22 protein-coding genes are annotated in these 26,815 nt (G+C 67.7%); 10 read left to right on the forward strand and 12 right to left on the reverse strand.

Annotation, left to right across the window (positions count from 1 at the left end; translation table 11 throughout):
- Positions 1-16: 16 nt before the first annotated feature.
- The 7 genes from ASE31_RS12585 (at position 17) to ASE31_RS12615 (ending at position 9,511) form a co-directional block, all read left to right on the forward strand.
- On the forward strand, positions 17-505 hold the full coding sequence (locus tag ASE31_RS12585) for a tripartite tricarboxylate transporter TctB family protein (RefSeq protein ID WP_057201956.1): 489 nt from the start codon (positions 17-19) through the stop codon (positions 503-505).
- 18 nt (positions 506-523) lie between these two features.
- Positions 524-2,035, forward strand: coding sequence for a tripartite tricarboxylate transporter permease (locus ASE31_RS12590; RefSeq protein ID WP_057201957.1), 1,512 nt, complete (start codon positions 524-526; stop codon positions 2,033-2,035).
- 125 nt (positions 2,036-2,160) lie between these two features.
- On the forward strand, positions 2,161-3,462 hold the full coding sequence (locus ASE31_RS12595; RefSeq protein WP_057201958.1) for a DUF3422 family protein: 1,302 nt from the start codon (positions 2,161-2,163) through the stop codon (positions 3,460-3,462).
- Positions 3,463-3,615: 153 nt separating this feature from the next.
- Positions 3,616-4,563 (forward strand): DMT family transporter, encoded by a 948-nt coding sequence (locus tag ASE31_RS12600; protein WP_057201959.1) that lies wholly within the window; start codon positions 3,616-3,618, stop codon positions 4,561-4,563.
- 103 nt (positions 4,564-4,666) lie between these two features.
- The gene (locus ASE31_RS12605) at positions 4,667-5,470 is read left to right on the forward strand and encodes an SDR family oxidoreductase (RefSeq protein WP_057201960.1); all 804 of its coding nucleotides are present in this window, start codon (positions 4,667-4,669) and stop codon (positions 5,468-5,470) included.
- 271 nt (positions 5,471-5,741) lie between these two features.
- The gene (locus ASE31_RS12610; RefSeq protein WP_057201961.1) at positions 5,742-6,851 is read left to right on the forward strand and encodes a TRAP transporter substrate-binding protein; all 1,110 of its coding nucleotides are present in this window, start codon (positions 5,742-5,744) and stop codon (positions 6,849-6,851) included.
- The gene (locus ASE31_RS12615; protein ID WP_057201962.1) at positions 6,848-9,511 is read left to right on the forward strand and encodes an EAL domain-containing protein; all 2,664 of its coding nucleotides are present in this window, start codon (positions 6,848-6,850) and stop codon (positions 9,509-9,511) included. The genes ASE31_RS12610 and ASE31_RS12615 overlap by 4 nt, the downstream gene beginning before the upstream one ends.
- Positions 9,512-9,533: 22 nt before the next feature.
- On the opposite strand, the gene ASE31_RS12620 is transcribed toward ASE31_RS12615, so the two are convergent.
- The gene (locus ASE31_RS12620) at positions 9,534-10,433 is read right to left on the reverse strand and encodes a DMT family transporter (RefSeq protein WP_057201963.1); all 900 of its coding nucleotides are present in this window, start codon (positions 10,431-10,433) and stop codon (positions 9,534-9,536) included.
- Positions 10,434-10,525: 92 nt separating this feature from the next.
- Between ASE31_RS12620 and ASE31_RS12625 the strand changes: the two genes are divergently transcribed.
- Positions 10,526-11,509, forward strand: coding sequence for a quinone oxidoreductase (locus ASE31_RS12625; RefSeq protein WP_057201964.1), 984 nt, complete (start codon positions 10,526-10,528; stop codon positions 11,507-11,509).
- Positions 11,506-12,321 (forward strand): NUDIX domain-containing protein, encoded by an 816-nt coding sequence (locus ASE31_RS12630; protein WP_057201965.1) that lies wholly within the window; start codon positions 11,506-11,508, stop codon positions 12,319-12,321. Before ASE31_RS12625 ends, ASE31_RS12630 begins: the two co-directional genes overlap by 4 nt.
- A 19-nt stretch (positions 12,322-12,340) precedes the next feature.
- Here the strand turns inward: ASE31_RS12630 and ASE31_RS12635 are convergent, their stop codons facing one another.
- The 10 genes from ASE31_RS12635 to ASE31_RS12680 all read right to left on the reverse strand — a co-directional run bounded on the left by ASE31_RS12635 (position 12,341) and on the right by ASE31_RS12680 (position 24,550).
- Positions 12,341-13,999, reverse strand: a complete 1,659-nt coding sequence (locus tag ASE31_RS12635; protein ID WP_057201966.1) for a Na/Pi cotransporter family protein — start codon at positions 13,997-13,999, stop codon at positions 12,341-12,343.
- A gap of 319 nt (positions 14,000-14,318) precedes the next feature.
- The gene (locus ASE31_RS12640) at positions 14,319-15,146 is read right to left on the reverse strand and encodes a phosphodiesterase (protein ID WP_057201967.1); all 828 of its coding nucleotides are present in this window, start codon (positions 15,144-15,146) and stop codon (positions 14,319-14,321) included.
- Positions 15,147-15,164: 18 nt separating this feature from the next.
- Positions 15,165-16,232 (reverse strand): ABC transporter ATP-binding protein, encoded by a 1,068-nt coding sequence (locus ASE31_RS12645; protein ID WP_057201968.1) that lies wholly within the window; start codon positions 16,230-16,232, stop codon positions 15,165-15,167.
- On the reverse strand, positions 16,222-17,019 hold the full coding sequence (locus ASE31_RS12650; RefSeq protein WP_057201969.1) for an ABC transporter permease: 798 nt from the start codon (positions 17,017-17,019) through the stop codon (positions 16,222-16,224). Before ASE31_RS12650 ends, ASE31_RS12645 begins: the two co-directional genes overlap by 11 nt.
- Before the next feature lie 10 nt (positions 17,020-17,029).
- Positions 17,030-17,845: an ABC transporter permease gene (locus ASE31_RS12655; protein WP_057202536.1), complete on the reverse strand. Its 816-nt coding sequence runs from the start codon at positions 17,843-17,845 to the stop codon at positions 17,030-17,032.
- Positions 17,846-17,850: 5 nt separating this feature from the next.
- Positions 17,851-18,867: an ABC transporter substrate-binding protein gene (locus tag ASE31_RS12660; RefSeq protein ID WP_057201970.1), complete on the reverse strand. Its 1,017-nt coding sequence runs from the start codon at positions 18,865-18,867 to the stop codon at positions 17,851-17,853.
- Positions 18,868-18,914: 47 nt separating this feature from the next.
- A complete protein-coding gene (locus ASE31_RS12665; protein ID WP_057201971.1) occupies positions 18,915-19,907 on the reverse strand; it encodes a LacI family DNA-binding transcriptional regulator in 993 nt (330 codons plus the stop codon).
- 118 nt (positions 19,908-20,025) lie between these two features.
- Positions 20,026-20,535: a signal peptidase II gene (gene lspA, locus ASE31_RS12670; protein ID WP_057201972.1), complete on the reverse strand. Its 510-nt coding sequence runs from the start codon at positions 20,533-20,535 to the stop codon at positions 20,026-20,028.
- Entirely contained in the window at positions 20,535-23,387 is a 2,853-nt protein-coding gene (gene ileS, locus ASE31_RS12675) for an isoleucine--tRNA ligase (RefSeq protein WP_057201973.1), read from the reverse strand. Before ileS ends, lspA begins: the two co-directional genes overlap by 1 nt.
- A gap of 110 nt (positions 23,388-23,497) precedes the next feature.
- Positions 23,498-24,550: a bifunctional riboflavin kinase/FAD synthetase gene (locus ASE31_RS12680; RefSeq protein WP_057201974.1), complete on the reverse strand. Its 1,053-nt coding sequence runs from the start codon at positions 24,548-24,550 to the stop codon at positions 23,498-23,500.
- Between the two features lie 169 nt (positions 24,551-24,719).
- Here ASE31_RS12680 and ASE31_RS12685 point away from each other — a divergent pair, with 169 nt between their 5' ends.
- Positions 24,720-25,277, forward strand: a complete 558-nt coding sequence (locus ASE31_RS12685) for an HNH endonuclease (RefSeq protein ID WP_057201975.1) — start codon at positions 24,720-24,722, stop codon at positions 25,275-25,277.
- A 155-nt stretch (positions 25,278-25,432) separates the two neighbouring features.
- On the opposite strand, the gene ASE31_RS12690 is transcribed toward ASE31_RS12685, so the two are convergent.
- Positions 25,433-26,815, reverse strand: coding sequence for a twin-arginine translocation pathway signal (locus tag ASE31_RS12690; RefSeq protein WP_082604156.1), 1,383 nt, complete (start codon positions 26,813-26,815; stop codon positions 25,433-25,435).

Below are 26,815 nucleotides of genomic sequence, written 5' to 3' on the forward strand. Positions count from 1 at the left end.
GCATAGGAGACATATCTTGCAAATCAAGAGTCAGAAAGACTTTTTTTCCGGCCTCATGTTCATGGGTGTCGGAGTCGCGTTTGCGTGGGGTGCCACCACGTACAACGTTGGCAATGGCGCCCGCATGGGACCCGGGTACTTCCCGCTCATGCTGGGGATCCTGCTGGCCATCATCGGCAGCGTGATCACGTTCAAGGCCACTGTGGTCGAAACAGTGGACGGCGACAAGATCGGCAAGTGGGCCTGGAAGCCCCTGTTCTTCATCCTGGCCGCCAACTTTGCCTTCGGCATTCTGCTGGGCGGCTTGCCCAGCCTGGGCATCCCGGCCATGGGCCTCATCGTCGGCATCTACGCACTGACCTTCATCTCCAGCCTGGCTGGCAATGAGTTCAAGGCCCGCGATGTTTTCGTTCTTGCCACCGTGCTCGCCATCGGCAGCTACGTCGCCTTCGTTTGGGCGCTGAAGCTTCAGTTCCCGGTGTGGCCCAGTTTCATTTCCGGTTAAGCCAGGAGCACCCACACCATGGAATTGTTTGACAACCTGTCGCTTGGCTTCAGCGTCGCGTTCACCTTTCAGAACCTGATCTATTGCTTTGTCGGCTGTCTCTTGGGCACGCTGATCGGCGTGCTGCCGGGCATCGGCCCCGTGGCCACCATCGCCATGCTGCTGCCCGCCACCTACGCTCTGCCCCCCGTGGCGGCGCTGATCATGCTGGCCGGTATCTACTACGGCGCACAGTACGGTGGTTCCACCACCGCCATTTTGGTCAACCTGCCGGGCGAGTCGTCCTCGGTGGTGACCGTGATCGACGGCTACCAGATGGCGCGCAAGGGCCGGGCAGGTCCGGCGCTTGCGGCGGCCGGCCTGGGTTCGTTCTTCGCCGGTTGCGTGGGTACGCTGATCCTGGCGGCCTTCGCTCCTCCGCTGACCGAAGTGGCCTTCAAGTTCGGCCCTGCCGAATACTTCTCGCTGATGGTGCTGGGCCTGATCGGTGCCGTGGTGCTGGCCTCGGGTTCGCTGCTCAAGGCCGTGGCCATGATCGTGCTGGGCCTGCTGATGGGCCTGGTGGGTACCGACGTGAACTCGGGCGTGGCCCGCTTCAGCTTCGACATCCCTGAACTGACCGACGGTATCGGCTTCGTGACCATCGCCATGGGCGTGTTCGGCTACGGTGAAATCATTGCCAACCTCTCGCGTCCCGATGACGAACGCGAAGTGTTCACGGCCAAGGTCGAGGGCCTGTTCCCCACCAAGGAAGACTTCAAGCGCATGATCCCTGCGGTGCTGCGCGGTACGGCCCTGGGCTCTGCCCTCGGTATCCTGCCCGGCGGTGGTGCCCTGCTGGCTGCTTTCGCTGCCTACACCATCGAAAAGAAGACCAAGCTCAAGCCCGGCGAAGTGCCGTTCGGCCAAGGCAACATCCGCGGCGTGGCATCGCCCGAAGCGGCCAACAACGCCGGTGCGCAGACCTCGTTCATCCCGCTGCTGACGCTGGGTATCCCTCCCAACGCCGTGATGGCGCTGATGGTCGGTGCCATGACCATCCACAACATCCAGCCTGGTCCCCAGGTGATGACGAGCAACCCCGAACTGTTCTGGGGCCTGATCGCTTCGATGTGGATCGGCAACGCCATGCTGATCATCCTGAACCTGCCGCTGATCGGCATCTGGATCAAGCTGCTCACCGTGCCTTACCGCTGGCTGTACCCTTCCATCGTGCTGTTCTGCGCGGTCGGCGTGTACTCCACGAACAACAACACCTTCGACATCTGGATGGTGGGCGCGTTTGGCCTGGTGGGTTACATCTTCCACAAGCTGGGTACAGAGCCTGCGCCCTTGCTGCTGGGCTTCATCCTGGGCCCGATGATGGAAGAAAACCTGCGCCGCGCGCTGCTGCTGTCGCGTGGCGACTGGAGCGTGTTCGTCACGCGTCCGCTGTCGGCCGGCTTGTTGGCGGCTGCCGCCCTGCTGCTGGTGATCGTGCTGCTGCCTGCGGTGAAGAACAAGCGCGAAGAGGCCTTCGTCGAGGACTGATAGCCTTGGCCTGCTCTGACTGTTGACACAACGGCGCCTTCGGGCGCCGTTGTTTTTTGGCGAGCCTGCCGGGCAGGGCCTGCAGGAGCCCGGTACACAATGGCGCAACGTTCCCAGAACTTCGCATGCCCACATCCACCACCGGTTTCCTGCAGCACCCGCACCGGACCCTGCTGCACAACGAGATCCACGCCCGCCCGCCGGAGGCCATGGCGGCGCCGCTGGCGATTGCCCACATCGTGATGCTGGCGGATGCCGCCGGGCGCGAGGCCAGCCGGGCCCATGTGGCCGCGCTCCTGCGCGACCACCACATGGCGCTGCCCGATGCCCAGACCACGCACCTGCGCATGGACCTGGGGGCCTTTCGCATGCGCTGGGAGCTGCACACGGAGTTCATCTCCTGGACCTTCATGGTGCCTGCGCAAGTGGACGCCTTCGGCGAGCGTGATCCGGCGGGCGCCACCGATGCCGTGCCCCAGGAGTGGCTTGCCGCCTTGCCCGGCCAGTGCCTGTGCAGCCTGAACCTCTGGGTGCTGCCCACGCACACCTTCGGCTCGGGCTCGCTGGTCAAGCATGTGCTGCACGAGGACACGCTGGTGGCTTCCACCGTGGCCGATGGCCATGGCGAGGTGTACACCGACTTTGCGATCCATGCGGACGGCTTCTCGCGCATGGTGCTGCTGGCCGGCGGCATGACGCCGCGCCGCCTGGGCCGGCTGGTGCAGCGCCTGCTGGAGATCGAGACCTACCGCATGGCCGCGCTGCTGGGCCTGCCCGCTGCGCGCGAGGCTGCCAGCGAACTGGCCTTTGCCGAGCGCGAACTGGCCGAGCTGGCCGATGCCATTCGCACCGCCAACCGCGATGCCGAGCCGGCGCTGCTGGACCGCCTGACGCGGCTGGCCGGACAGGTGGAAAGCCAGTACGCGGCCACGCATTCGCGGTTTTCCGCCAGCAGCGCCTACTTCGAGTTGCTGGACAAGCGCATACAGGACATTGCCGAGTCGCGCCTGGCGGGCATGCAGACCATCCGCGAGTTCATGGACCGGCGCCTGACCCCTGCCCGCAGCACCTGCGAATGGGCGGCCCGGCGCCAGGATGCGCTGTCGCAGCGCGTCTCGCGCATGAGCAACCTGCTGCGCACGCGCGTGGAGATCGAGCAGCAGCAAAGCAGCCAGGCGCTGCTGGCCACCATGAACCACCGCCAGGACCTGCAGCTCAAGATGCAGTCCACGGTGGAGGGCCTCTCGGTGGCGGCCATCACCTACTACATCGTGGGCCTGGTGAGCTACCTGGCCAAGGGCGCGCAGAAACTGGGCTGGCCCCTGTCGGCCGAGACCACGGCGGCCGTGGCGATTCCACTGGTGGCGCTCGGGGTGTGGTGGTCGCTGCGGCGACTGCACCACCGCTTGTTCCGCAACCGGCACTGAGCAGGGTCTCGCTGGCCATCGCCGATGGCGGGGCCGCCCGCGCGCAGGTTCGATGGCACAAGCCCAGCTTCCCATGCCAAACTCATAGGCATGCACACGATGCAGGAGCGGCCACCGGCGCCTGCCATGCCCCTGATCTGAGAGAACCTTTTCTTGTCGAACCCCTCACCGCCCCAGCCACCGCAGCCCGCTGCGCACGCCAAAGCCGCCAGCAAACCCATCGCATCAGGCCTGCTGCTGGCGCTGTTCGGTTCGATTGCCTTCAGCGGCAAGGCCATCATCGTCAAGCTGGCCTACCGCCACGGGGTGGATGCGGTCACGCTCATCATGTACCGCATGCTGTTCGCGCTGCCCATCTTTGCCGCCATGGGCTGGTGGGCCAGCCGGGGCAAGCCGCCGCTGTCGCGCAAGGACTGGCTGGGCATTGCGGGCCTGGGCATCACGGGCTACTACCTGGCCAGTTTCCTGGACTTTGCCGGGCTGGCCTACATCAGTGCCAGTCTGGAGCGCCTGATTCTGTACCTCAACCCCACCCTGGTGATGATGCTCGGCTGGGTGCTGTACCGCCGGGGCATCCGCTGGGGCCAGGCCCTGGGCATGCTGGTGAGCTACTGCGGCGTGGTGCTGGTCTTCGGCCACGAGGCCAATCTGCAGGGCAGCAACGCCGCGCTGGGCGCGCTGCTGGTGTTCCTGAGCGCGGTGAGCTATGCCGTCTACCTGGTGTACAGCGGCGAGATGGTCCGGCGCATCGGCTCGCTCAGGCTCGTGGGCCTGGCGACCACCGTGGCCTGCCTGTGCTGCCTGCTGCAGTTCGTGGTGCTGCGGCCGTTCTCGGCGGCCATCGTGGCGCCCGAGGTGATCTGGCTATCGGTGCTCAATGCCACGCTGTGCACGGCGGTGCCGGTGCTCATGGTGATGATGGCCATCGAGCGCATCGGTGCCGGCACGGCCGCGCAGATCGGCATGGTGGGGCCCCTGTCCACCATCCTCATGGGCATCTGGATCCTGGGGGAGCCCTTCACCGTGTGGGTGGCGTGCGGCACGGCGCTGGTGGTTGCGGGCATCTTCGTCTTCACCCGCCCGGCCCGCCAGCCCGCCTGAGGGCCGGGGCAGTGCCCCGTTGTGGGCAGGGCCGTCCAAGTCCACTTATGATTTGGCGAGCGGGGGTGCGGTGTGCACCTCCTCATGAATCACGGAGTTGGACATGGATCTGGGTATTGCAGGCAAGTGGGCGTTGGTGTGTGGTGCGAGCAAGGGCCTGGGCTTCGGCTGTGCCCAGGCGCTGGTGAACGAGGGGGTTCATGTCGTCATCAATGCCCGCAATGCCGATGTGCTGGCCCAGGCGGTGTCCCGCCTGCAGGCGCAGGGCGCGGCCGGCAAGGTGCAGGTCCTGGCGGTGGCCGCTGACATCACCACGCCCGAGGGTCGGGCCGCCGTGTTCTCGGCCGCCGGTGGCCCGGGGCAGGGCTTCGACATCGTGGTCACGAACGCGGGCGGGCCGCCCCCGGGCGATTTCCGCAACTGGGACCGCGATGCCTGGATCAAGGCCGTGGACGCGAACATGCTCACCCCCATCGAGCTCATCAAGGCCACGGTGGATGGCATGGCAGAGCGCGGCTTTGGCCGCATCGTCAACATCACCTCCAGCGCCGTGAAGGCGCCCATCGACATCCTGGGCCTGTCCAATGGCGCGCGCAGCGGGCTCACGGGCTTCGTGGCCGGCGTGGCGCGCAGCAAGCTGGCTGCGGGTGGGGTGACCATCAACAACCTCTTGCCGGGCAAGTTCGATACCGACCGGCTGGCCACCACCATCGGCACCGCCGCTGCCAAGTCCGGCACCAGCGTGGAAGAATTTCGCAAATCGCAGCAAGCCCAGATCCCGGCCGGGCGCTATGGCACGGCCGAAGAATTCGGCGCCATCTGTGCCTTCCTGTGCAGCGTGCAGGCCGGATACATGACGGGCCAGAATGTGCTGGCGGATGGGGGCGCGTACCAGGGCACGTTCTGAGGGGCTGCTGTCCGGCCTGGATGCCTGGGCCATGCCAGCAGGGAGCACCCGGGCAGGGCCCTGCAGCCCCTTGATACCCATCAAGGGGTGTGGAGGGAGGCACGCCCTGTGTGTTGCAAGGGGCGCATTCCCGCGTGTTTTCCCGGTATCCAGTGGGGTTTGCAAAGGCACAATGGACTGATGGCCCTACCGTGGTCCGTTGTGTTTTGCGCACATTTTTTCCATACTTTGGGAAATTAGGACGAAAAATAAGGCCGGAGATACCAACGCCATGAACCTGTCCCGTGTCCTGACAAGCCGATTCGCCGCACTGGCCTTGCTGGGGGCCAGCGTGTGGGCGTGTGGCAGCGGCGCTGCCTGGGCCCAGGCGGGCGGGGCCGCACCGGCCGCCAAGACCCCTGCGCCCTACAAGCTGCGCATCGTGGGTGGCCTGGCCAGCATCAACCAGTACACACGGCAGGAAGAGCCTTTCTGGAGCAAGGAGCTGGCGCGCCTGAGCGGCGGCAAGTTCGAGGCCGAGATCGTGCCTTTCGACCGCGCTGGCGTGCCCGGCGGGGAGATGCTGCGCCTGCTGCAGCTCGGGGTGGTGCCCTTTGGCACCACGCTGATGAGTTCCTTCTCGGCCCAGTACCCGGAGTACACGGCGCCCGACCTCGCGGGGCTCAACCCCGACATTGCCACGCTCAAGAGCACCGTGACCGCGTTTCGTCCCTATCTGGAAAAGGCCATGCGTGACCAGCACGGGGTCGAGGCCCTGGCCATCTATGTCTACCCGGCCCAGGTGGTCTTCTGCAAGAAGCCCCTGCGCAACCTGGCCGACCTGTCGGGCCGGCGCATCCGTGTGTCCTCGTCCAGCCAGGCCGATTTCGTCGGGGCGCTGGGCGGCATTCCTGTGCTCACGGGCTTTGCGCAGATCGTGACCAGCCTGTCAGCTGGCAACACCGAGTGCGCCATCACCGGCACCATGTCGGGCAACACCCTGGGCCTGCACACCATGACCTCGCACCTGCACGCATTGCCGGTGAACTGGGGCCTGGCGGTGTTTGCCGCCAACCAGGCCGCCTGGGAGGCCTTGCCGCCCGAGTTGCGGGCACTGCTGCGCCGCGAGCTGCCCCGCCTGGAGGCCGCGATCTGGGAGGAGGCCGAGCGCGAGACGGCAGACGGCATGGCCTGCAACCGCGGAGCGGCCAGCTGCAGCGGCGGGCGCAAGGGCAGCATGGTCATCGTGCCCGTGTCGGAGCAGGACGAGAAGAGCCGCCGCGAGATCCTGGCCTCCACGGTGCTGCCGCGCTGGGTGCAGCGCTGCGGCCCGCGCTGCGCCGATATCTGGAACCGAACCATCGGGCCCGTGCGCGGCCTGGCCGCGGCGCCTGGCAAATGAACCCATCCTCGCCCGCACGCATCAAGATCTACGTCTCGGGGGCGGTGGCCTTCTTCCTCGCGTCGGTGGCCCTGGTGGCGGCCGCGCTGGTCTGGAATGCACGCCAGGTGGCGCTGGCCGACAGCGCCACGCAGGCCACGCGCTTCGTGGCCGGGGCCGAGGCGGCGCTCAACCGTTCGCTGCTCTCCGTGGACGTGCTGCTGGCCAGCATGGACGAACTGCTGGGGCTGTCGGCCGCCATGGTGGACTGGATCGACTCCGACAGCGCCAGCCAGCGCCTGCGCAGCTCGGCCCGCCAGAACCTCATGGTGCGCTACGTGGCGCTGGTGGATGCCCAGGGCAAGGTGATCGCGTCTTCCGACGCGGCCGGCAGCCGGCTCGCGCTGGACCTGCCGTCCGGCTTTCTGGACGAGGTGCTGCGCCAGTCGGTCTCCACCCTGATGGTCAGCCAGCCGGTGGTGAGCTTTGCCAGCGCCGAGCGGGTGCTGTATTTTGCGCGCCACCTGAAGATGGCCGACAGCTCGCGCGTGGTGGCGCTGGCCGAGTTGCCCGTGGCCTCGCTCAGTTCGGTGCTGGTGCAGGGCGTGGACATCAGCGGCCTGCAGGTCACGATGGAGCGGGCGGGCGGGCAGATGCTGCTGAGCGTGCCCAGCCGCGAGGACGTCGTCACCCACACCCTGTCACCGCCGCTCGATACCCTGGACGAGAGCGGCCCGCAATGGCGCGCGCCGGCGCGCCTGAGCGGCGAGGTCGCGCTGGTGGTGTACCGGCCCATCCTGTACCAGGACCTGCGCATCTCGGCCAGCATTCCGCAGAGCGATGCCCTGGCCTCCTGGCGCACCGAGCGCAATGCCGTGGCCTTCACGGCGTTCGCGTTTCTGGCCATGATCCTGGCGGCAGGCGGGTTCGCCCTGCGCTACATCGACCGCATGACGCAGGCACGCCTGGCCATTGCCCAGAGCAAGGCCACGTTGGACCAGGCCCTGGAATCCATGGTCAGCGGCTTTGTGCTGCTCGATGGCGCGCAGCGCGTGGTGCAATGGAACCGGCGTTTCGAGGAGATCTTTCCCTGGCTCCAGCCCATGCTGGCGCCGCAGGTGCCGTTCCGCAAGGTATTGGAAGAAAAGGCCCGGCACCACCTGCCGCACGCCTCCGATTCGGAGCGTGCGCTGTGGATAGAGCACCGCCTGGCGCTGCAATTGCAGCCGCAGGGGCCGCACGAGCAATCGCTGCCCGATGGCCGCGTGATCCAGATCACCGAGCGGGTGACGCCGGAGTCGGGGCTGGTCATCACCTACCACGACGTGACCGAATTGCGCCAGGCCAGTGCCGAGATCGAGAGCCTGGCCTTTTTCGACCCCCTGACCAACCTGCCCAACCGGCGCTTGCTGATGGACCGCATGCAGCAGGCCACGGCCGCCAGCGTGCGCAGCGGCCAGCATGGCGCCCTGCTGTTCCTGGACCTGGACCACTTCAAGACCCTCAACGACACCCTGGGCCATGAGGTGGGGGACATGCTGCTGCGCCAGGTGGCGCAGCGCCTGAAGGCCTGTGTGCGGCGCGAAGACACGGTGGCCCGCCTGGGCGGGGACGAATTCGTGGTGATGCTCAGCGACCTCTCGGAGCACAGCAGCGAGGCCGCCGCCTATGCGCGCCGGGTGGGCCAGAAGATCCTGCGCAAGCTCAACCAGCCCTACACGCTGGGCACCCACACCTACCACAGCACCCCCAGCATCGGCGCCACGCTGATGGGGGGCGCCATGCAGCCTTCGGTGGACCTGCTCAAGCAGGCCGACATCGCCATGTACCAGGTCAAGTCCCAGGGCCGCAATGCGCTGTGCTTCTTCGACCCGCAGATGCAGATCGCGATCAGCCAGCGTGCGCAGCTCGAGAGCGACCTGCAGGCGGCGCTGACTGGCCGCCAGTTCGTGCTGCACTACCAGCCCCAGTTCCACCTGGATGGCCGCATCGTCGGGGCCGAGGCGCTGATCCGCTGGCGCCACCCCGAGCGCGGCCTGATCGGGCCGGGCCACTTCATCGGCGTGGCCGAGGAGAGCGAGCTCATCGTGCCCATGGGCCACTGGGTGCTGCGCACGGCCTGCGAGCAGCTGGCCGCCTGGCAGGGCGACGCGCGCTACCGCCACGTGCAACTGTCGGTCAACGTCAGTGCGCGGCAGTTTCGCCAGCGCGATTTCGTGGCCCGGGTGGTCGAGGTGCTGCGCGAGACCGGGGCCCGCCCGCACCTGCTCAAGCTGGAACTCACCGAGTCCCTGGTGCTCGACAACGTGGACGACACCATCGCCAAGATGGGCCTGCTCAAGACCAAGGGCGTGCGCTTCTCGGTGGACGATTTCGGCACCGGCTACTCCTCGCTGGCCTACCTCACACGCCTGCCGCTGGACCAGCTCAAGATCGACCAGTCCTTCGTGCGCAACCTGGGCGTCAAGCACACCGACGACGTGATCGTGCAGACCATCATCGGCATGGCTCGCAACCTCGAGCTTGACGTGATTGCCGAAGGCGTCGAGACCCAGGCGCAAAAGGATTTTCTGGCCCTGCACGGCTGCCAGTTCTTCCAGGGCTACCTGATGGGCCGCCCCGTGCCCGTGGCCGACCTGGAGAGCCTGCTGGGCGCCAGCAGCACCGCGCTCACTGCCTGACCTCTGGGGGCCGGACCGGTCTTCAGCGCCGCGAGGAGACGACGATCCCGCCGACGATCAGCGCGAAGGCCACGCCGTGGAACAGCTGCGGCGTGTCGCCCAGGAAGGCCGCCGACAGCAGGGCCGCGAACAGCGGCGTGAGGTTCACGAAGAAGCTGGCCATCGCCGGCCCGGCCCGCTGCACCCCCACGCCCCAGAAACGGTAGGCCAGCACGGCCGGCCCCACGGCGATGAAGGCCAGCGCGGCGATCAGGGGCCAGCCCCATTCGATGTGCGTGCGCCCGCTGGCCCACTCGAGCCCCGCGAACGAGCCCGACCAGGCCAGGCCGAAGACCATCTGCGCCATCAGGAAGGCCGCCCAGTCGCCGCGGATGGCGGCCGGCTCGCGCGTGCCCGAGAGCATCCAGCTGTAGAACGCCCAGGAGATGGTGGCCAGCACCATGAACAGGTCGCCCAGCACCAGGCGCAGGGCCAGCAACTGGCCCCACTCGCCACGGCTGAGCACCAGCAGCACCCCGCACATGGACAGAAAGGCCCCTGCCACCTGGCGGCGCGTGACTGGCGCGCCGAAGAACAGCGCGCCCACGGCCAGCATCCAGACCGGCATGCTCGACCCTACCAGGGTGGCGTTGATGGGGGTGGAAGTCTGCAGTGCCATGTACTGCAGCGCGTTGTACAAGCCCACGCCGAGCAGGCCCAGCAATGCATAGCGGCGCCAGTGCGGCCACAGCGGGCTGTCCCGGCGCAGCACGCCGTGCGCCAGGGGCAGCAGGATGAAAAAGGCCAGCACCCAGCGGATGAAGTTCAGGGTGAGGGGCGGAATGAGGTCGTGCACCAGCCGGCCGACCACGGCATTGCCGGCCCAGAGCAGTGGCGGTACCACCAACAGCGCTGCAGTGCCGGGCGAGAGTCTTTGCGTCATGCCGTGACTGTATCTGCCCGCGGCGGGCAAGACTTGCGGATTCATGGCAGGATGGCCGCCGTTTGTCCCACCCGTTACAGGAGACCGATCCCATGAGCCTCGCCGTCCAGATCCGCCAGCATGGCGGTCCCGAAGAACTCCACCTCGTCGATGTCACTGTGGGCGAGCCCGGCCCGGGCGAGATCCGCATCCGCCACCATGCCATCGGCCTGAACTTCATCGACGTGTACCACCGCACGGGCCTGTACCAGTTGGGCATGCCCGCCACCATCGGCATGGAGGCCGCTGGCGTGGTCGAAGCCGTGGGTGAGGGCGTGACGCACCTCAAGGTGGGCGACCGCGCCGCCTATGCCAGCCAGCCGCCCGGCAGCTACTGCGAACTGCGCGTGCTGCCTGCCAAGTGCGTCTGCAAGCTGCCCGATGCCATCAGCTTCGAGACCGGCGCGGCCATGATGCTCAAGGGCCTCACGGCGCAGTACCTGCTCAAGAAGACGCTGCCCGTGCAGGGCCTGCAGGCCGGCGACCACGTACTCTTCCACGCCGCCGCCGGCGGTGTGGGCCTGATCGCCAGCCAGTGGGCCAAGGCCCTGGGCCTGCAGCTCATCGGCACGGCCGGCACCGATGCCAAGTGCCAGCTGGCGCTGGCCAATGGTGCGGCCCACGCCATCAACTACAACACCGAAGACTTTGCGGCGCGCGTCAAGGAGATCACCGGCGGCCAGGGCGTGAAGGTGGTGTACGACTCGGTGGGAAAGGACACCTGGGACAAGTCGCTCGAATGCTTGCGCCCCTTCGGCCTGATGGCCAGCTTCGGCAATGCCTCGGGCCCCGTGCCGCCATTCGCACCGGGCTCGCTCGGTGCCAAGGGCTCGCTGTACGTCACGCGCCAGACCCTGTTCACCCACATCGCCACGCGCGAAAGCACGCAGGCCATGGCCGACGACCTGTTCGCCGTGGTGGCCAGCGGCCAGGTGAAGATCCACATCGACCAGCGCTACCCGCTGGCCGAGGTGCAGCAGGCACACCGCGACCTCGAAGGCCGCAAGACCACCGGCTGCACCATCCTCACGCTGTGAGCACGCCCGCGCAGACCTTTGCCGGTTGGCTGGCGGCGGCCCTGGTGGCCGCGCAGCAACCTCCGGCGCAGGCCCGGTTGCCGCTGCTCGTGGCAGGGCAGGTCGTGGGCTCGGTGGCCGAAGGCGTGCTGGACACGGTCGCCCCCGCGCTGGAGGGCGGCCATCGCCTGCACAGGGAGGCGGGCGGCTGGCACCTCGACGTACCAGCGGGCCAGGCCACCGCAGGCCTCAATGCCATCGCCGCCGCGCTGCGCGCCCGGAGCCTTTGCGGCCCGTGGCGCAATGAGCAGTTGGCCGTGCCCAACGCCCAGGGCGAGGTGATCGCCACCGTGGAGCGGGGCGCCGTGCGCGTGCTGGGCATCGCCACGCGGGCCGTGCACCTGGTGGGCCTGGCGCCCGACGGGCGCATGTGGGTGCAGCTGCGCTCGCGCACCAAGCCCAACAACCCGGGCATGTGGGACACGCTGATGGGGGGCATGGTCTCGGCCGCCGATACGCTGGACGAAGCCTTGGCCCGAGAGACCTGGGAAGAGGCGGGGCTGCATGTGTCGGACCTGGCACAGGTCGCCCACGGTGGCCATGTGCTCTTTGGCCGCCCCAGCCGCGAGGGCGGCGGCATCGGCTACATGGTCGAGCGCATCGACTGGTTCCGGGCCACGGTGCCCGAGGGCATGGAGCCTGCCAACCAGGATGGCGAGGTGGAGCGCTTCGAGTTGCTGGACCTCGGCGAAGTACGGCAACGTGTGGCCCAGGGTGGCTTCACCCAGGAGGCCGGGCTGGTCATCGGCGGCTTCCTGGATTCCAGCGCCTGACGGCGATCGCCGCCGTGCCTCAGTCGGTCGTGGTCGCCGCGCGCAGCCGACTCGGTGCCAGCGCCCCGGCCGATTCCAGGATCGGGTAGGCCACCGAGCACAGCAGCGAGTTGATGCGCTTGAGCTCGCTGATCAGGTCGATGTGCAGCGAGCTGGTCTCGATGCTCTGCACCGTGTTGTCCGACAGGCGCACCAGGTGGGTGGCCGAGTAGGCACGCTCCAGGTCGCGAAAGCGCGCCTTCTCTTCCAGCAGCTTCTGCGCATCGCGCACGTTGCCGTTGAGGAAGACGCTCATTGCCAGGCGCAGGTTGTCCAGCAGGCGGGCGTGCAGCTCGTTGATCTCCTCCATCCCGGCCTCGGAGAAGTGGCGGCCCTTCTTGATCTTCTTGTCCTCGATGTCGATCAGCACGCGCTCGATGATGTCGCCGATCTGCTCCATGTTGATGGTGAAGCTGATGATGTCGGCCCAGCGCCGGCCTTCGCGTTCGTCCAGGGCCTCGCGCGAGATCTTGGTCAGGTAGTACTTGATGGCCGAGTACAGGCCGTCCACCTCGTCGTCGAGCTTGCGCAGGTCCTGCGCGAGCTTGAGGTCGTCGGTGCGGATCACGGTGTGCAGGCCGATCATCATGGACTCGACCACGTCGGCCTGGTGCAAGGCCTCGCGTGCTGCGCACGAAATGGCCAGCGACGGCGTGGCCAGGGCCGAGGGGTCCAGGTGCTTGGGGCGCGCCCCGGCGGCGGACGCCTGTGCGTCCGGCTGCGGCAGCAGCCGCTGCACGGCACGCGCCACGGTTCCGGTCAGGCCGATGCAGATGATGCCCACCACCACGTTGAAGGCCAGATGGAACAGCACCACCAGCGTGGCCGTGTCGGGAACGTACGGCCGCACATGCTGCAGCCACAGGCCGGTGAGGGGCGTCATGATGGCCACGCCGATGATCTTGAAGAACAGGTTGCCCAGGGGCACCTGGCGCGTCTGCACATTCGCCTTCATGGTGGTCAGCACGGCCAGCAGGCCGCTGCCCAGGTTGGCACCGATCACCAGGCCCAGCGCCACGTCCACCGGGATACCGCCGGAGCCGGCCAGGGTGGCGGTCAGCAGCACGGTGGCCAGGCTGGAGTAGGCCACCACGGCCAGCACGGCGCCCGTGAAGATCTCCAGCAGCAGGTCGCTGGTGAGCGCGCCCAGCAAGGTGCGCACCGTGGGCGACTGGGTCAGCACGGTGGTGGATTCGGTGATCAGGCGCAGCGCCAGCAGCATCAGGCCCAGGCCGATCAGCACGCGGCCCACGCGGCCTGCGGCCGTGTCCTTGCGGGTGATGAACAGCACCACCCCGACGAAGATGAACAGCGGCGACAGCCACGACAGGTCCATCGCGAAGACCACGGCCATCACGCTGGTGCCCACGTCGGCCCCGAGCATCACGGCCAGGGCGGCGGGCAGGGTGACCAGCCCCTGGCCCACGAAGGAGGACACGATGAGCGCGGTGGCCGTGCTCGACTGCACCAGCGCCGTGACCCCGATGCCCGACAGCACGGCGGTAATGCGCGTGCTGACGCTGTGGGCGATCAGCTGGCGCAGGTTGGCGCCGAACACGCGCAGGATGCCGGTGCGCACCAGGTGCGTGCCCCAGATCAGCAGCGCAACGGCGGCCAAGAGATTCAGGAGATGCTTCATGAGTAAACGCTAACTTTTCTTATTTTTGACCTGCACTGTGAAGCACGTGCCATGCCCGCTGCGGCTGCTTGGGGGGCAGGCTGGTGTGGCCCGGAAACGGGCGCGGGAAAGGTTTGCGAGGCCGAAAGGCCGGCACGGCAGCAAAAGCGGCAGACCGCAAACCAGGGAAGCGCCCGCTTTAGTCACAAAACTGTCACATTACGGACGCTCTAGCATACTCCTGAATCCATAGCACAGGAACCATGTCCATGACACGGCAAGGTGTGTTGCTCCGGCCGGGCTGGCAAAAGGGTGCGGTGCCCCCCGGTGCCGGGCGGCATCAGTCAATCAGCTGCCCACCGTCGTGGAAGGGGTAGGGCCCTTCGTACAGCCCGCTGGCCACGGTATGGCTCACCAGGCGCCCTCCCTGGGGTAGCGCATGCAGGCCGAAGCCGGGGGGCTCCAGCGTCCAGGCCGAGGCCGCATCGGGCGCCAGGTCCAGGCAGACCTGGTGGGCCGGCGAGGGCACGGTCATGGCGATGGAGCCGCCAAAGCGCACCTGGATGCTGCGGTGCAGGTGGCCGCAGACGATGCGCTCCACGTTCGGGTGGCGCGCCACCAGGGCTTCGAGTTCTGCCGCACCGCTCAGCAGCCCGATGGCGTCCATGTGGCCGATCAGCGTCTGGAAAGGCGGGTGGTGCATGGCGATCACCACGGGGCGGTGGCGCTGTGCATCGAGCGCGTCGGCCAGCCAGGCCAGCCGTTCGCGGCACAGGCTGCCCTCGCTGGCGCCGGGCACCACGGTGTCCAGCGCGATCAGGGTCAGGTCGCCGACCGGCACGCAGTACTGCACGAACCCGTCCGTGCCCAGGTAGCCGTGCTCCGCAAAGCTCTGGCGCAACTGGGCGCGTTCGTCGTGGTTGCCGGGCAGCAGGTAGGTCGGCATGGCACCCAGCGGTGCCAGCAGCGCGCGCAGGTGTTCGTATTCCGCAGCCCGGCCGAAGTCCGTCAGGTCGCCGGTGATCACCAGCGCGTCGGGCCGTTGTGGCAGGCGCAGGATGGCCTGTACCGCTTGTGTGAGGTAAGGCGCGGTGTTGATGCGGCCATAGGCCAGGCGCCCAGGCTCGCGGATGTGCAGGTCGGACAGTTGCAGCAGCAGGGTGTTCATGGAAGTGCGTGGCAGGGGTCAGGAAGCCCCGTGGCTGGGCATAAGGTGCTCGGGGCGGATGCGGATGGCCACCTGCTGGCCCTGGCGGGCCGGGTGGTCCCGGGGCACCTCGGCCTGCATCGGGGGCTGGCCGTTCAGCGCCAGGGTGAGCTGCACGCGCTCGCCCAGGAAGCTGCGGCGCGTGACCTCGGCGCGGCCCCAAGCTTCCTCTCCTGGGTGGTCCAACTGAACTTCGATGTCCTCGGGGCGCACCAGCAGCACGGTGTCGGCGGCGCAGGCCGCGGGGCAGGGCAGTTCGATCCCGCCCAGGGGCAGCACCTGGCGCTGGCGGGCCGCCTCGTCGCGTTGCAGCCGGTTCACGCGGCCCAGGAAGGCGGCCACGAAGGGGTGGGCCGGCGTGCGGTACAGCGTTTCGCCGTCGCCCACCTGCACGATGCGGCCGGCCTGCATCACCGCCAGGCGGTCGGCAATGACCAGGGCCTCCTGCTGGTCGTGCGTGACGTGGATGGCCGTGATGTGCAGGCGGCGCAGCAGCTCGGCCAGCTCGTCGCGCAGCGACTCCTTGAGCTTGGCGTCCAGTGCGGTCAGCGGTTCGTCCAGCAGCAACACGCGCGGGCGCACGGCCACGGCGCGTGCCAGGGCCACGCGCTGGCGCTGGCCGCCCGAAAGCTCGGCGGGGCGCTTGTTCTCCAGCCCATTCAGGCGCACCAGGTCCACCAGTTCGCCCACCACGCGGCGCTCTTCGGCCGCATCGGTGCTGCGGATGCGCAGGCCGTAGCCGATGTTGGCAGCCACCGTCATCTGCGGGAACAGGGCGTAGTGCTGGAACACCATGCCGATGCCGCGCCGCTCGATGGGCAGCTGCGTCACGTCCGTGCCGCCAAAGGCGATGCGGCTGCCCGCGTCGGGCGACTCCAGTCCCGCGATCAGGCGCAGCAGCGTGGTCTTGCCGCAGCCCGAAGGGCCCAGCAGCGCCAGCACTTCACCGGGCTCCACCGTGAGGTCGGTGGGCTGCAGGCCGCGCGTGCCGTCGGCATAGGTTTTGGCGCACTGGACCACGTCCACGCGCGTGCGTTCAAGTTCCATGGTGTTTCTCGATGAAGGTGCCGACGGCCTGCAGGCCCCAAAGCACGGGCAGGATGACGATCAGGAAGACCAGGGTGTAGGCCGAGCCGATCTCGATGCGCATGGAGGCGTAGCTGTCGGCCAGGCCCACGGGCAGGGTGCGCGTGAGCGGGGTGTGCAGCATCCAGGTCAGGTTGAACTCGCCCACCGAGAGCGTGAACACCATCAGGCTGCCCGCCACGATGGCCGGCAGCACGGCAGGCACCAGCACCCCGAGAAAGCGCTGCGCGAAGCTGGCCCCCAGCGAGCGCGCGGCCTCTTCGAGCGAGCGCAGCTCGTCCCTCTGGAAGGCCGAACCCACCGTGCGCACCATGAAGGGCAGCGTGAACACCATGTGCCCGACCAGGATGAAGGCGAAGCTCTGGCGAAAGCCCGAGAGCGTGCCGTAGGCCAGTATCAGCGCCAGCGCGCTGGCCAGCCCGGGCACGGCCACGGGCAGGGTCAGCAGTTCCTCGAACAGCCGCGCCCAGCGCGAGCGGCTGCGCGCCAGCGCATAGGCGCAGGGCACACCGATGAGCAGGTTGCCCAGCACGCACAGCAGCGCCAGCAGCAATGATGCACCGACGGTGCCGCCATAGTTCTCCCACACCTCGGAGAGCCAGCGCAGCGTGAGACCGCTTTTCAGGCCCGCGCTGTAGTTGTTCACCAGCCCGGCCATGACCGACAGGGCGATGGGGGCGAGCATGAACAGGGCCACCAAGGCCGTGAGCGCCACCAGGGACCAGGGAGCTTGTCGTGCGTTTCTCATGGTCGATGCTTCAGAAGCCCGGGGTGCCGGACGCACGGCGGGCGGCCCAGAGCACCAGCCAGGTGATGAGCCCCAGCGTGATCGACAGGCTGGCCGCCAGCGCGAAGTTGGCGTAGTTGGTGAACTCGTTGTAGATGGTGATGGGCAGCACCTCGAACTTGCTGGCCAGCGTGAAGGCCGTGCCGAAGGCGCCCATGGCGGTGGCGAAGACGATGGCACCGCAGGCCAGCGTGGTGGCGGCCAGTTCGGGCAGCCACACGTCGCGCGCCACATGCCAGCGCGAGGCACCCAGCGACCGGGCGGCCTCTTCCAGCGCTGCGTCCATGGCGCCCGCCGCGGCGGTATAGGTGGCAATCGCACGCGGCAGCGAGAAATACAGGTAAGCCAGGAACAGGCCCGTGAGCCCGTAGGCGAAGGTGGTGCGGCCCATGCCCAGGTGGTCCGAGATGTCGGCCACCAGCCCCTGGCGTCCGCCCAGCAGGATCATGAAGAAGCCCACGATGACTCCGGGGAAGGACAGTGGCAGTGTGAGCAGCGACAGCAGCAGCTGCCGCCCGCGAAAGCGCTGGCGTGCCAGCGTGATGCCCACCAGGGCACCCAGCACCAGCGTGGCCAGCGTGACGGCAAGCGACAGGCCCAGGGTCTGCAGCAGGCTCTGCAGGTAGCGGGCATTGGTCAGCACCGCGAAATAGCTGGCCCAGCCCTTGCCTGCCGGCAGCGCCAGCAGCAGGGCCACGGGCAGCAGCCAGAAGGCCGCGAAGAAGGCCACGGCCGGCGCGGCGCAGGCCAGCAGCAGCATGCGCGAGGGAGCGAAGCCGTGGCGCATCAGGATCACTTCACTTCTGCGAGGTAGCGGTCCGAGAACGCCTTCTGCACTGCGGCCATGCGGCCATAGTCCACCGTCTTGGCGCGGGCGTATTCGCTGGCGGGCAGGAAGCGCGCCTGCACCTCCTTGGGCATGGCGCTGGCGCGCACCGGCCGCAGGTAGGCATTGGCCCACAGGGCCTGGCCTTCGTCGGAGAGCACGAAGTCCAACACCTTCTTGCCTTCGGCGGCGTGGGGCGCGCCGGCCACCAGGCTCATCACGTAGGGCACCACCAGCGTGCCTTCGGCAGGGATCACGAACTGCACGTTGGCCTGGTCCTTGTACTTGGCGCGGTAGGCGTTGAAGTCGTAGTCCAGCAGGATCGCGATTTCACCCGAGAGCACGCGCGCGTACGAGGTCTGCTTGGGCACGATGGGCTCGTTCTTCTGCAGCGCCTTGAAGTAGTCGATGCCGGGGCCGAAATTCTCCAGCGTGCCGCCGCGCGCCTGGTTGGCCGCCACCGCACCCACGTAGCCCACGAAGGCCGAGGCCGGGTCCAGGTAGCCGATGAGGCCCTTGTAGTCGGGTTTGAGCAGGTCGGCCCACGACTGCGGCACGGGCTTGCCCTTGAGCGCATCCACGTTGACCATGAAACCGAGCGTGCCCGAGTGGATGGTGAACCAGTGGCCGGCCGGGTCCTTGAGGCCGTCGGGAATCTCCTTCCACGCCGCCGGCGGCTGGTAGGCGCTGACCAGGCCGTGCTTGTGCGCCTGGATCGCGAAGGTCACGCCCAGGTAGGTCACGTCGGCCACGGGGCTGGCCTTCTCGGCCGTCATCTGCGCCAGCGACTGGCCGGAGTTCTTGTTGTCCGGCGGCACGGTGATGCCGGTCTTGGCCTTGATGGCCTTGATCTGGCTGCCCCAGTCGGCCCATTCGGGCGGGCAGTTGTAGCAGATGGCCGTTTGCGCCATGGCCGCGCCGCTGGCCGCCAGGCCGAGGGCGAGCGCCGCGGCGCGCATGAAGGGGGTGAGCGGGAATGTCATCGAGAACTCCTGTGATCAGAGGTGGCGGGAAACGTGGGTGAAAGGGGTCAGGCGTGCGCGCAGGATTCGCCGGTGCGAAAGTGGTGGGCCAGCGTGAGCCCGGCGTCCGGTGCCAGCGGCGTGCCGCTGGCCATGGCCTGCACCAGCAGCTGCACGCTGCAGCGGCCGATGTCGGCGTTGGGCTGGGCGACGGTGCTCAGCATGGGCGTGAGGTCTTCGCCCAGGGCGATGCCGTCGAAGCCCGCCACGCTCAGGTCGCGCGGCACGGCCAGCCCGGCCAGGTGGGCAGCGCGGATGCTGCGGATGGCCAGCAGGTCGTTGGAGCACACCAGGGCCGTGGGGCGGCCCGGCGCCTGCAGCAGGGCCGTGACGTCCTGCACGGCGGTCTCGACAAAGGGCACTTCGAGCACCGGCCCCTCGGGCAGGCCGGCGGCGGCCATGCCGCTGTGAAAGCCCCGGCTGCGCTGCTGCGCCCGGTCCGATGCGGCGAGCTGGCCGCTGACCATGGTGATGCGCCGGTGCCCGAGCGAGACCAGATGGGCCACCAGTTCGGCCACGGCCTGCTCGCCATCCACAGAGACGCAGGGATGGTCCGGGTGCCGGTTATAGGCCAGCACGTAGGGCAGCCCGGCTTCGGCCAGGCGCTGCAGCGCGCTCGAAGTGGCGGGGTTGGAGACCACCAGGACCATGCCGTCCACGTTGCCGGCCAAGAGCAAGTGCACGGCACGGTCTTCCTGGGCGATCTGGTAGTCGGTGGCAAACGGCAGGATGGCGTAGCCGGCCGCGACGGCCGCCTGGGCGAGGCCCTGCAGGCATTCAGCAAACACCGGGTTGAGCAGGGTGGGCAGCACCACGCCGATGACGCGGCTGCGCTGGGTGCGCAAGGTGCGCGCGCTGGCGTTGGGCAGGTAGCCCAAGGCCTGGGCGACCTGCTGCACATGCCCGCGCGTGGCCGGCGTCACCTTGTCCGGCAGGTTGAAGACCCGCGACACGGTGGCGACCGACACGCCCGCCTGGCGGGCCACGTCCTGGATGCTCATGGAACCTCGTTGCAATGTAAACGTTTACATTGGAGCGAAGCCGTGTGACGCCCTTGTGACCAAGGCCCATGAAAAACGGCCCTCGATGGGGCCGTTCAAAAATGAAGTCGCGAGAGGTTTACTTCGGCTTCTTCATCCGCAGCAACTCGTCCAGCACCAGGCAGACCGCACCCACGGTGATGGCCGAATCGGCCAGGTTGAAGGCCGGGAAATGGTAGCCGCGTGCGTAAAAGTCCAGAAAGTCGACCACGTAGCCGTGCATCAGCCGGTCCACCACGTTGCCCACCGCGCCACCCAGAATGCTGGACAGTGCAAAGCAAAACAGCTTCTGTCCGGGGTGCGCGCGCAGCTGCCAGACGATGAACACCGTGGCCGCCACACCGATGCCGGTGAACGCCCAGCGCTGCCAGCCGCCCGCGTCCGCCAGGAACGAGAAGGCCGCGCCCGTGTTGTGCGCGCGCACGATGTTGAAGAAGCTGGTGATGGGGGTCGCATCTCCCAGCCGGTAGGCGTCCAGGATCAGCATCTTGGTGACCTGGTCGGCGATGAAGATCACCACCGCCCAGGCCAGCCACGGCCACATTTTGCCCAAGGCAGATCCGGCGGGCGCCGTTGTGCTGCCCGACATCACGCGTGCGCCCGGCTCTCGCCGGCGCCATACAGGTTGCTCGTGCAGCGGCCGCAGATCGTCGGGTGGGCCTTATCCTGGCCCACGTCGGCGCGGTAGTGCCAGCAACGGTCGCACTTGGCGTCGGCGCTGGGCTTGACGCTGATCTGCAGGGCATCGCCCGCCACCAGCTCGATGGCCGAGGTGATGAACACGAACTTGAGGTCATCGCCCAGGCTGGCGAGCAGGGCATGGTCCTCGGGCGCTGCCGTGAGCACCACGCTGGCCTGCAGGGACGAGCCCACCTGGCCGTCGGCGCGCAGCACCTCGATCTGCTTGTTCACCACGTCGCGGATCTCGCGCAGGCGCGCCCACTTGGCCAGCAGGCCTTCGTCGCCACCGGCGATGGAGCCGTAGGTCTCCACGAAGATGGAGTCGGACTTGCCGAACACCTTCCATGCCTCTTCGGCGGTGAACGACAGGAACGGCGCCATCCAGCGCAGCATGGCATGCGTGATCTGGTACAGCGCGGTCTGCGCACTGCGGCGCGCCAGGCTCTTGGGCGCCGTGGTGTACAGGCGGTCCTTGAGCACGTCGAGGTAGAAGCCGCCCAGGTCTTCCGAACAGTACAGCTGCAGCTTGGCCACGACGGGGTGGAACTCGTAGACCTTGTAGTGCGCGAGCACGGTGGCCTGGAACTCGGCCGCGCGCGTCAGGGCGTAGCGGTCGATCTCCAGCATCTGGTCGAACGGCACGGTGTCGGTGGCGGGGTCGAAATCGCTCACGTTGGCCAAGAGGAAGCGCAGCGTGTTGCGGATGCGTCGGTAGGCGTCGACCACGCGCGCCAGGATCTTCTCGTCGCCCGCGATGTCGCCCGAGTAGTCACTCGCGGCCACCCACAGGCGGATGATCTCGGCGCCCAGCTTTTTGTTGATCTCCTGCGGATCGATGCCGTTGCCCAGCGACTTGCTCATCTTGCGGCCTTGGCTGTCCACGGTGAAGCCGTGGGTCAGCAGGCCGCGGTAGGGCGCGCGGCCTTCGAGCGCGCTGGCCAGCAGCAGCGAGCTGTGGAACCAGCCGCGGTGCTGGTCATGGCCTTCCAGGTACAGGTCGGCCTCGGGGCCGGTGTCGTGGTGCACGCCGGGGTGCGTGCCGCGCAGCACGTGGAAGAAGGTCGAGCCCGAGTCGAACCACACCTCCAGGATGTCGGTGCTCTTGGTGTAGCAGGCCGCGTCCTCGGCGCCCAGGATCTCTTCGGGCGTCACACGGCTCCAGGCTTCGATGCCGCCCTTCTCGACGATGTCGGCCGCCTGGTCCATGATCTCCATGGTGCGCGGATGCAGCTCGCCGGAGTCCTTGTGCAGGAAGAACGGGATGGGCACGCCCCAGCTGCGCTGGCGCGAGATGCACCAGTCGGGCCGCCCGGCGATCATGTCGTGAAGGCGGGTCTTGCCGTTCTCGGGGTAGAAGCTCGTGTGCTCGATGGCGTCCAGCGCCGTCTGGCGCAGCGTCTTCTCGGCCTTGTCCTTGGTGAACACGCCTTCGCCTTCGTCCATGCGGATGAACCATTGGGCTGCGGCGCGGTAGATCACCGGCGTCTTGTGGCGCCAGCAGTGCGGGTAGCTGTGCGTGATCTCCTTGGTGGCCATCAGGCGGCCGGCGTCGCGCAGCGCCTCGATGACGACCGGCACGGCCTTCCAGATGTGCTGGCCGCCGAACAGCGGGAAGTCCGGCGCGTAGGTGCCGTTGCCTTGCACGGGGTTCAGGATGTCGTCGAGCGCCAGGCCGTGGGACACGCAGGAGTTGAAATCCTCCAGCCCGTAGGCGGGCGAGGAGTGCACGATACCGGTGCCGTCGTCGGCCGTGGCGTAGTCGGCCAGGTACACGGGCGACAGGCGGCGGTAGCCGGCATCGACGTCATACAGCGGGTGCTCGAACTCCAGGCCGCCGAGCTTTTCGCCCAGGGCCGTGGCCAGCACCTGGCCGGTCAGGCAGTAGCGCACCATGCAGTCCTCCACCAGCGACTCGGCCAGCACCAGCAGGCCGCGCTCGGTGTCCACCAGCGCATAGGTCAGCGCGGGGTTCAGGTTCAGCGCCTGGTTGGCGGGGATGGTCCAGGCGGTGGTGGTCCAGATCACCACGAAGGCGTCCTTGGCCAGCGCCGGCAGGCCGAAGGCGGCCGCCAGCTTCGCGGGCTCGTGCGCCTTGAAGGCCACGTCCAGCGTGGTGCTCTTCTTGTCGGCGTATTCGATCTCGAACTCGGCCAGCGAGCTGCCGCAGTCGAAGCACCAGTACACGGGCTTGAGGCCGCGGTAGACGAAGCCGCGCTCCATCACGCGCTTGAAGGCCCGGATCTCGCCCGCCTCATTGGCGAAGTTCATGGTCTTGTAGGGGTTGTCCCATTCGCCGAGTACGCCCAGGCGCTGGAAGTCGCCCATCTGCTGCGCGATCTGCTCGGTGGCAAAGGCGCGGCTCTTGGCCTGCATGTCGTCGCGGCTCAGGTTGCGGCCGTGCTTCTTCTCGATGGCGTTCTCGATCGGCAGGCCATGGCAGTCCCAGCCGGGCACGTACAGCGCGTCGAAGCCTTCGAGCTGGCGCGCCTTGGTGATCATGTCCTTCAAGATCTTGTTGACCGCATGGCCCATGTGGATCTGGCCGTTGGCATAGGGCGGGCCATCGTGCAGGATGAACTTGGGCGCGCCGCAGCGTGCGTCGCGCAGGCGCTTGTACAGGCCCTTGTCCTCCCACTCCTTGACCCAGCCCGGCTCGCGCTTGGGCAGGTCGCCGCGCATGGGAAAGGGGGTGTCGGGCAGGTTCAGGGTGCTGCGGTAATCCGGGGCGGTGGATTCGGTGGTACTGGCGTTGTCGGACATGGGGGAGCCTTAAAACGGGGCAATCCGGGGCAGGCCCGGAGCAAAGCGGGAAAAGAGGAGGCGTGGAGAGGTGTCGGGCCTGCGGGGCAGGCGCTGCGCAGGCAGCCCCCTCAAATTCGGTCGCGCGTGGTCTGGCGCCGGGTCTCGGTGTGGTTGGTGGGTGCGTGGGCCGACGCGAAATAGGCGCGCGCGTCCGCACAGTCCTTGGCAATGCCCGTCGTCAGGGCATCCAGACCGTCGTATTTGAGCTCGTCGTGCAGTTTGTGCAGCAGTTCCACCCGCACGATTTTACCGTACGCCCCTTCGGCCCCCAGATCGGCGGGCCATTGCAGGCAGTGCGTCTCCAGCAATACGCGCCCGCCGTTCACGTCGTCGGGGTCCAGCGAAGGGCGCACGCCCAGGTTGGCCACGCCTTGCAATGGGAACTCGCCCAGGCCATGCACCAACACGGCAAAGATGCCGCTGGCAGCGGGTTTCCAGTGGGCAAAGCGCAGGTTCAGCGTGCGAAAACCGTCGCCCGCACCCTCGGCCGTGGCCCCCAGTTCGCGCCCGAGCTTGCGGCCATGCACCACGTGGCCCGATATCGTGTAGGGCCGGCCCAGCAGGCGGGCGGCGGCCTCCATGTCGCCCCGGCCCAGCGCCTGGCGCACGGCCGAGCTCGACACGCGCAGCCCGTGCACCTCGTAGCTGTTCATGCGCGCCACGTCGAAGCCACTGGCCTGGCCCGTGGCATCGAGCAGCGCGTAGTCGCCCGCGCGCTGGGCGCCGAAGCGGAAATCGTCGCCCACCAGCACATAGCGCGCGCCCAGGCCCTTCATCAGCACTTCGTCGATGAAGGCCTGCGGCGACTGGGCCGCCAGCCGTGCATCGAAGGGCAGCACCACCGTCTGCTGCACGCCACAGCGCGCGAGCTCGGTGAGCTTGTCACGCAGTGTGCCGATGCGCGCGGGCGCCAGCTCCGGCTTGTGCAGGGCCCCGGCAAAGTAGTCGCGCGGGTGGGGCTCGAAGGTCAGCACGCAGCTCTCCACCCCGCGGTGGGCGGCCTCGCTGTTGAGCAGGGCCAGCATGGCCTGGTGGCCCCGGTGCACACCATCGAAGTTGCCGATGGTCAGCGCGCAGGCACGGGCGATGCCGGGGTGGTGGAATCCGCGGAAGATCTTCATTGCTTTGTTATCTTTTTGATAGCAGCTTGGGCCGATGGGTAAAGCACCAGACGCCAATCTGTCATGAAAACAGAGTATATTGTGTACTACGGACTTCACAGCGCAGTGGGGTCCGCGAGACATCCGCGTTCCGATTCCTTGTGTTCATTCTTGTTCCAGGAGGCGTGTTTTGAAGGTCTTGAAGCTGTCAGCCCAGGGGCTGCCCCAGTCGTGGATATCGCTGGAGCAGGCGGTCATCCACTACGCCGCGGGGGAGGTGCGCTGGGAGTCCGGCGGCCACATCGCGCGCTTTCGGGGTGGCTACAACGCCGTCACGGGCGAACAATCGGTGATTGCCATCAACAGCATCATCGGTACCAAGGGTGTGCCCAGCATCAACCCCTTCGATCTCAAGCCGGGCCTGACCAACAGCAAGCTCTTCGTGCGCGACCGCAACGTGTGCGCCTACTGCGGCGGGCACTTCCACGAAGACAACCTCACGCGCGAGCACATCGTGCCCTTTGCCCGCAACGGGCAGGACCACTGGATGAATGTGGTGACGGCCTGCCGGCCCTGCAACCACAGGAAGGGCCCGCGCACACCGGAGCAGGCGCACATGCCGCTGCTTTACGCGCCCTATGTGCCCAGCCTGTGGGAAGACTTCATCCTGCGCAACAGAAGAATTCTTGCAGACCAGATGGAATTCTTGATGGCCCACGTCCCCAAGTCCTCGCGTCTGTTGGCGTAGTTGGCGGAGCGGCCAATACGACCCCGCTGGCGTCGTTGCTCCGTCTTGCCGTACTTTCAGTACTGTCTGCGACGGAGCGCCTAGCCATCGGGGCCGTCTTGACCCCTCTTGGTGGGGCGCTGAGAGGAATACGGATACCTGCCACCGCCAATTCCTTAGTACGTCAGTTCCAGAAACACCAGGTGCCCGCTGGCTGCCGGCCAGGTCTGTCCCACCACGCGCTCCCCATTGAATTGCGCGGCCACGCTGCGCTGAGGGCCCTCGGGCTTGATCTTGGCCGATGCGGCGCCGGCGCCTGCGGGCACGCCCACGGGCGGCACGCCGTCGAACAGCATCTGGTCGCGCGCCGGGTCCAGGTAGCCGCGGGGGCGGGTCATGGTCACCACGCTGGCGGCGGTCTTATCGGCGTCGGCGATGCGTTCGGCGCGCAGGTGCACGAGGGTGCTGCTGCGCGGAAAGCCGCTGCGGTAGATGTGGGTGGTGGCGTAGCCGGGCGCGGCGATGGCGAATTCGAGCGGGGCGCCGGTGGGCACGACCAGGGGACCCCACTGTCCGTCGGCGCCTACGGTGGTGCGCAGCAGGGCATTGCCAGAGCGTGCACCCGTGGCCGGGTCGGTGGTATACACCTCCAGCTGCGCGCCGGGCAGGGGCAGGTTGTTGCTGAAATTGCCGGTTTTGGCGTCCAGCGGGTCCACGCCCAGGCCGGTGACCTTGCCCGAGATCGCCACGCGCGCTTCTCTGGCGATGGCGGTGGCCGCAGGGGCCTTGCCGGTGATGAACTGGTAGGCCGCCGCAAACGCGGCGGGTGAAAACGAGGTCTCGCGGTGGTCGATGCGCGGGATCACCACGTTGGTCGCGCCCTTGAGTTCGGGGCCTGCCGCGGTGACGTTGGTGGCCGTTCCCTTCTGGCCGATCCACAGGCCGTCGGGTTGGGCGAACTTGTCGTTGCTGTCCGAGCGCACGGTCATCCACTGCACAGGCCCGGTGACTTCGTCGCCTGCGGCGTTCTTGGGCGCGTTCAGGCCTTTGAGGAAGGGGCCGGTGCCTGCGAACTCGCTGCCTTCGCGAAAACCGGGAATCGCCCACACCCCGTGGTTGGGCGTGCCGCCCAGGATGGCGTGGCTCACGGTCTGCTCGCCGCCGCCGTTCTGGATGTAGTTGCGGATGGCATTGCCGCCGCGCGAGTTGCCCATGAGCACGACCTTGCGCGCGCACGTGGCCTTGAGCACTTTGTCCACTTCGGCCTTGAGATAGGCCATGTGCTCTGCGGCCGAAGTGCGGCCGGGTTGGGCCTTGGTGTCGTCGTCGCGGTTGATCGGGTAGGGCACGTCGATGGCGTGCAGGCGCTCGCGCGGCCAGCCGTTGGACTCGAATCGCCAGGCCGTGGTCTGCCACAGCGCAGCCGTGTCGCCATTGCCGTGCACGAAGACGATGGGGGGCAACGCCTGCTGTGAAGGGCCTTGCGTGGCGCAGCCGGCGAGGGCCATCACGGCAGTGGCTGCGGCGATCAGTGCGAACCGGCGTTGCAGGGGAATCAT

Source organism: Acidovorax sp. Root217 (assembly GCF_001428645.1).
In the GTDB taxonomy this organism is placed as follows: Bacteria; Pseudomonadota; Gammaproteobacteria; order Burkholderiales; family Burkholderiaceae_C; genus Acidovorax.

Bases quoted from the DNA above. Each gene is read 5' to 3' on its own strand.
- ASE31_RS12590 (WP_057201957.1), top strand. From the start codon at position 524: ATGGAATTGTTTGACAACCTGTCGCTTGGCTTCAGCGTCGCGTTCACC.
- ASE31_RS12595 (WP_057201958.1), top strand. From the start codon at position 2,161: ATGCCCACATCCACCACCGGTTTCCTGCAGCACCCGCACCGGACCCTG.
- ASE31_RS12605 (WP_057201960.1), top strand. From the start codon at position 4,667: ATGGATCTGGGTATTGCAGGCAAGTGGGCGTTGGTGTGTGGTGCGAGC.
- ASE31_RS12610 (WP_057201961.1), top strand. From the start codon at position 5,742: ATGAACCTGTCCCGTGTCCTGACAAGCCGATTCGCCGCACTGGCCTTG.
- ASE31_RS12615 (WP_057201962.1), top strand. From the start codon at position 6,848: ATGAACCCATCCTCGCCCGCACGCATCAAGATCTACGTCTCGGGGGCG.
- ASE31_RS12620 (WP_057201963.1), bottom strand. From the start codon at position 10,433: ATGACGCAAAGACTCTCGCCCGGCACTGCAGCGCTGTTGGTGGTACCG.
- ASE31_RS12625 (WP_057201964.1), top strand. From the start codon at position 10,526: ATGAGCCTCGCCGTCCAGATCCGCCAGCATGGCGGTCCCGAAGAACTC.
- ASE31_RS12635 (WP_057201966.1), bottom strand. From the start codon at position 13,999: ATGAAGCATCTCCTGAATCTCTTGGCCGCCGTTGCGCTGCTGATCTGG.
- ASE31_RS12640 (WP_057201967.1), bottom strand. From the start codon at position 15,146: ATGAACACCCTGCTGCTGCAACTGTCCGACCTGCACATCCGCGAGCCT.
- ASE31_RS12645 (WP_057201968.1), bottom strand. From the start codon at position 16,232: ATGGAACTTGAACGCACGCGCGTGGACGTGGTCCAGTGCGCCAAAACC.
- ASE31_RS12650 (WP_057201969.1), bottom strand. From the start codon at position 17,019: ATGAGAAACGCACGACAAGCTCCCTGGTCCCTGGTGGCGCTCACGGCC.
- ASE31_RS12655 (WP_057202536.1), bottom strand. From the start codon at position 17,845: ATGCGCCACGGCTTCGCTCCCTCGCGCATGCTGCTGCTGGCCTGCGCC.
- ASE31_RS12660 (WP_057201970.1), bottom strand. From the start codon at position 18,867: ATGACATTCCCGCTCACCCCCTTCATGCGCGCCGCGGCGCTCGCCCTC.
- ASE31_RS12665 (WP_057201971.1), bottom strand. From the start codon at position 19,907: ATGAGCATCCAGGACGTGGCCCGCCAGGCGGGCGTGTCGGTCGCCACC.
- lspA (WP_057201972.1), bottom strand. From the start codon at position 20,535: ATGTCGGGCAGCACAACGGCGCCCGCCGGATCTGCCTTGGGCAAAATG.
- ileS (WP_057201973.1), bottom strand. From the start codon at position 23,387: ATGTCCGACAACGCCAGTACCACCGAATCCACCGCCCCGGATTACCGC.
- ASE31_RS12680 (WP_057201974.1), bottom strand. From the start codon at position 24,550: ATGAAGATCTTCCGCGGATTCCACCACCCCGGCATCGCCCGTGCCTGC.
- ASE31_RS12690 (WP_082604156.1), bottom strand. From the start codon at position 26,815: ATGATTCCCCTGCAACGCCGGTTCGCACTGATCGCCGCAGCCACTGCC.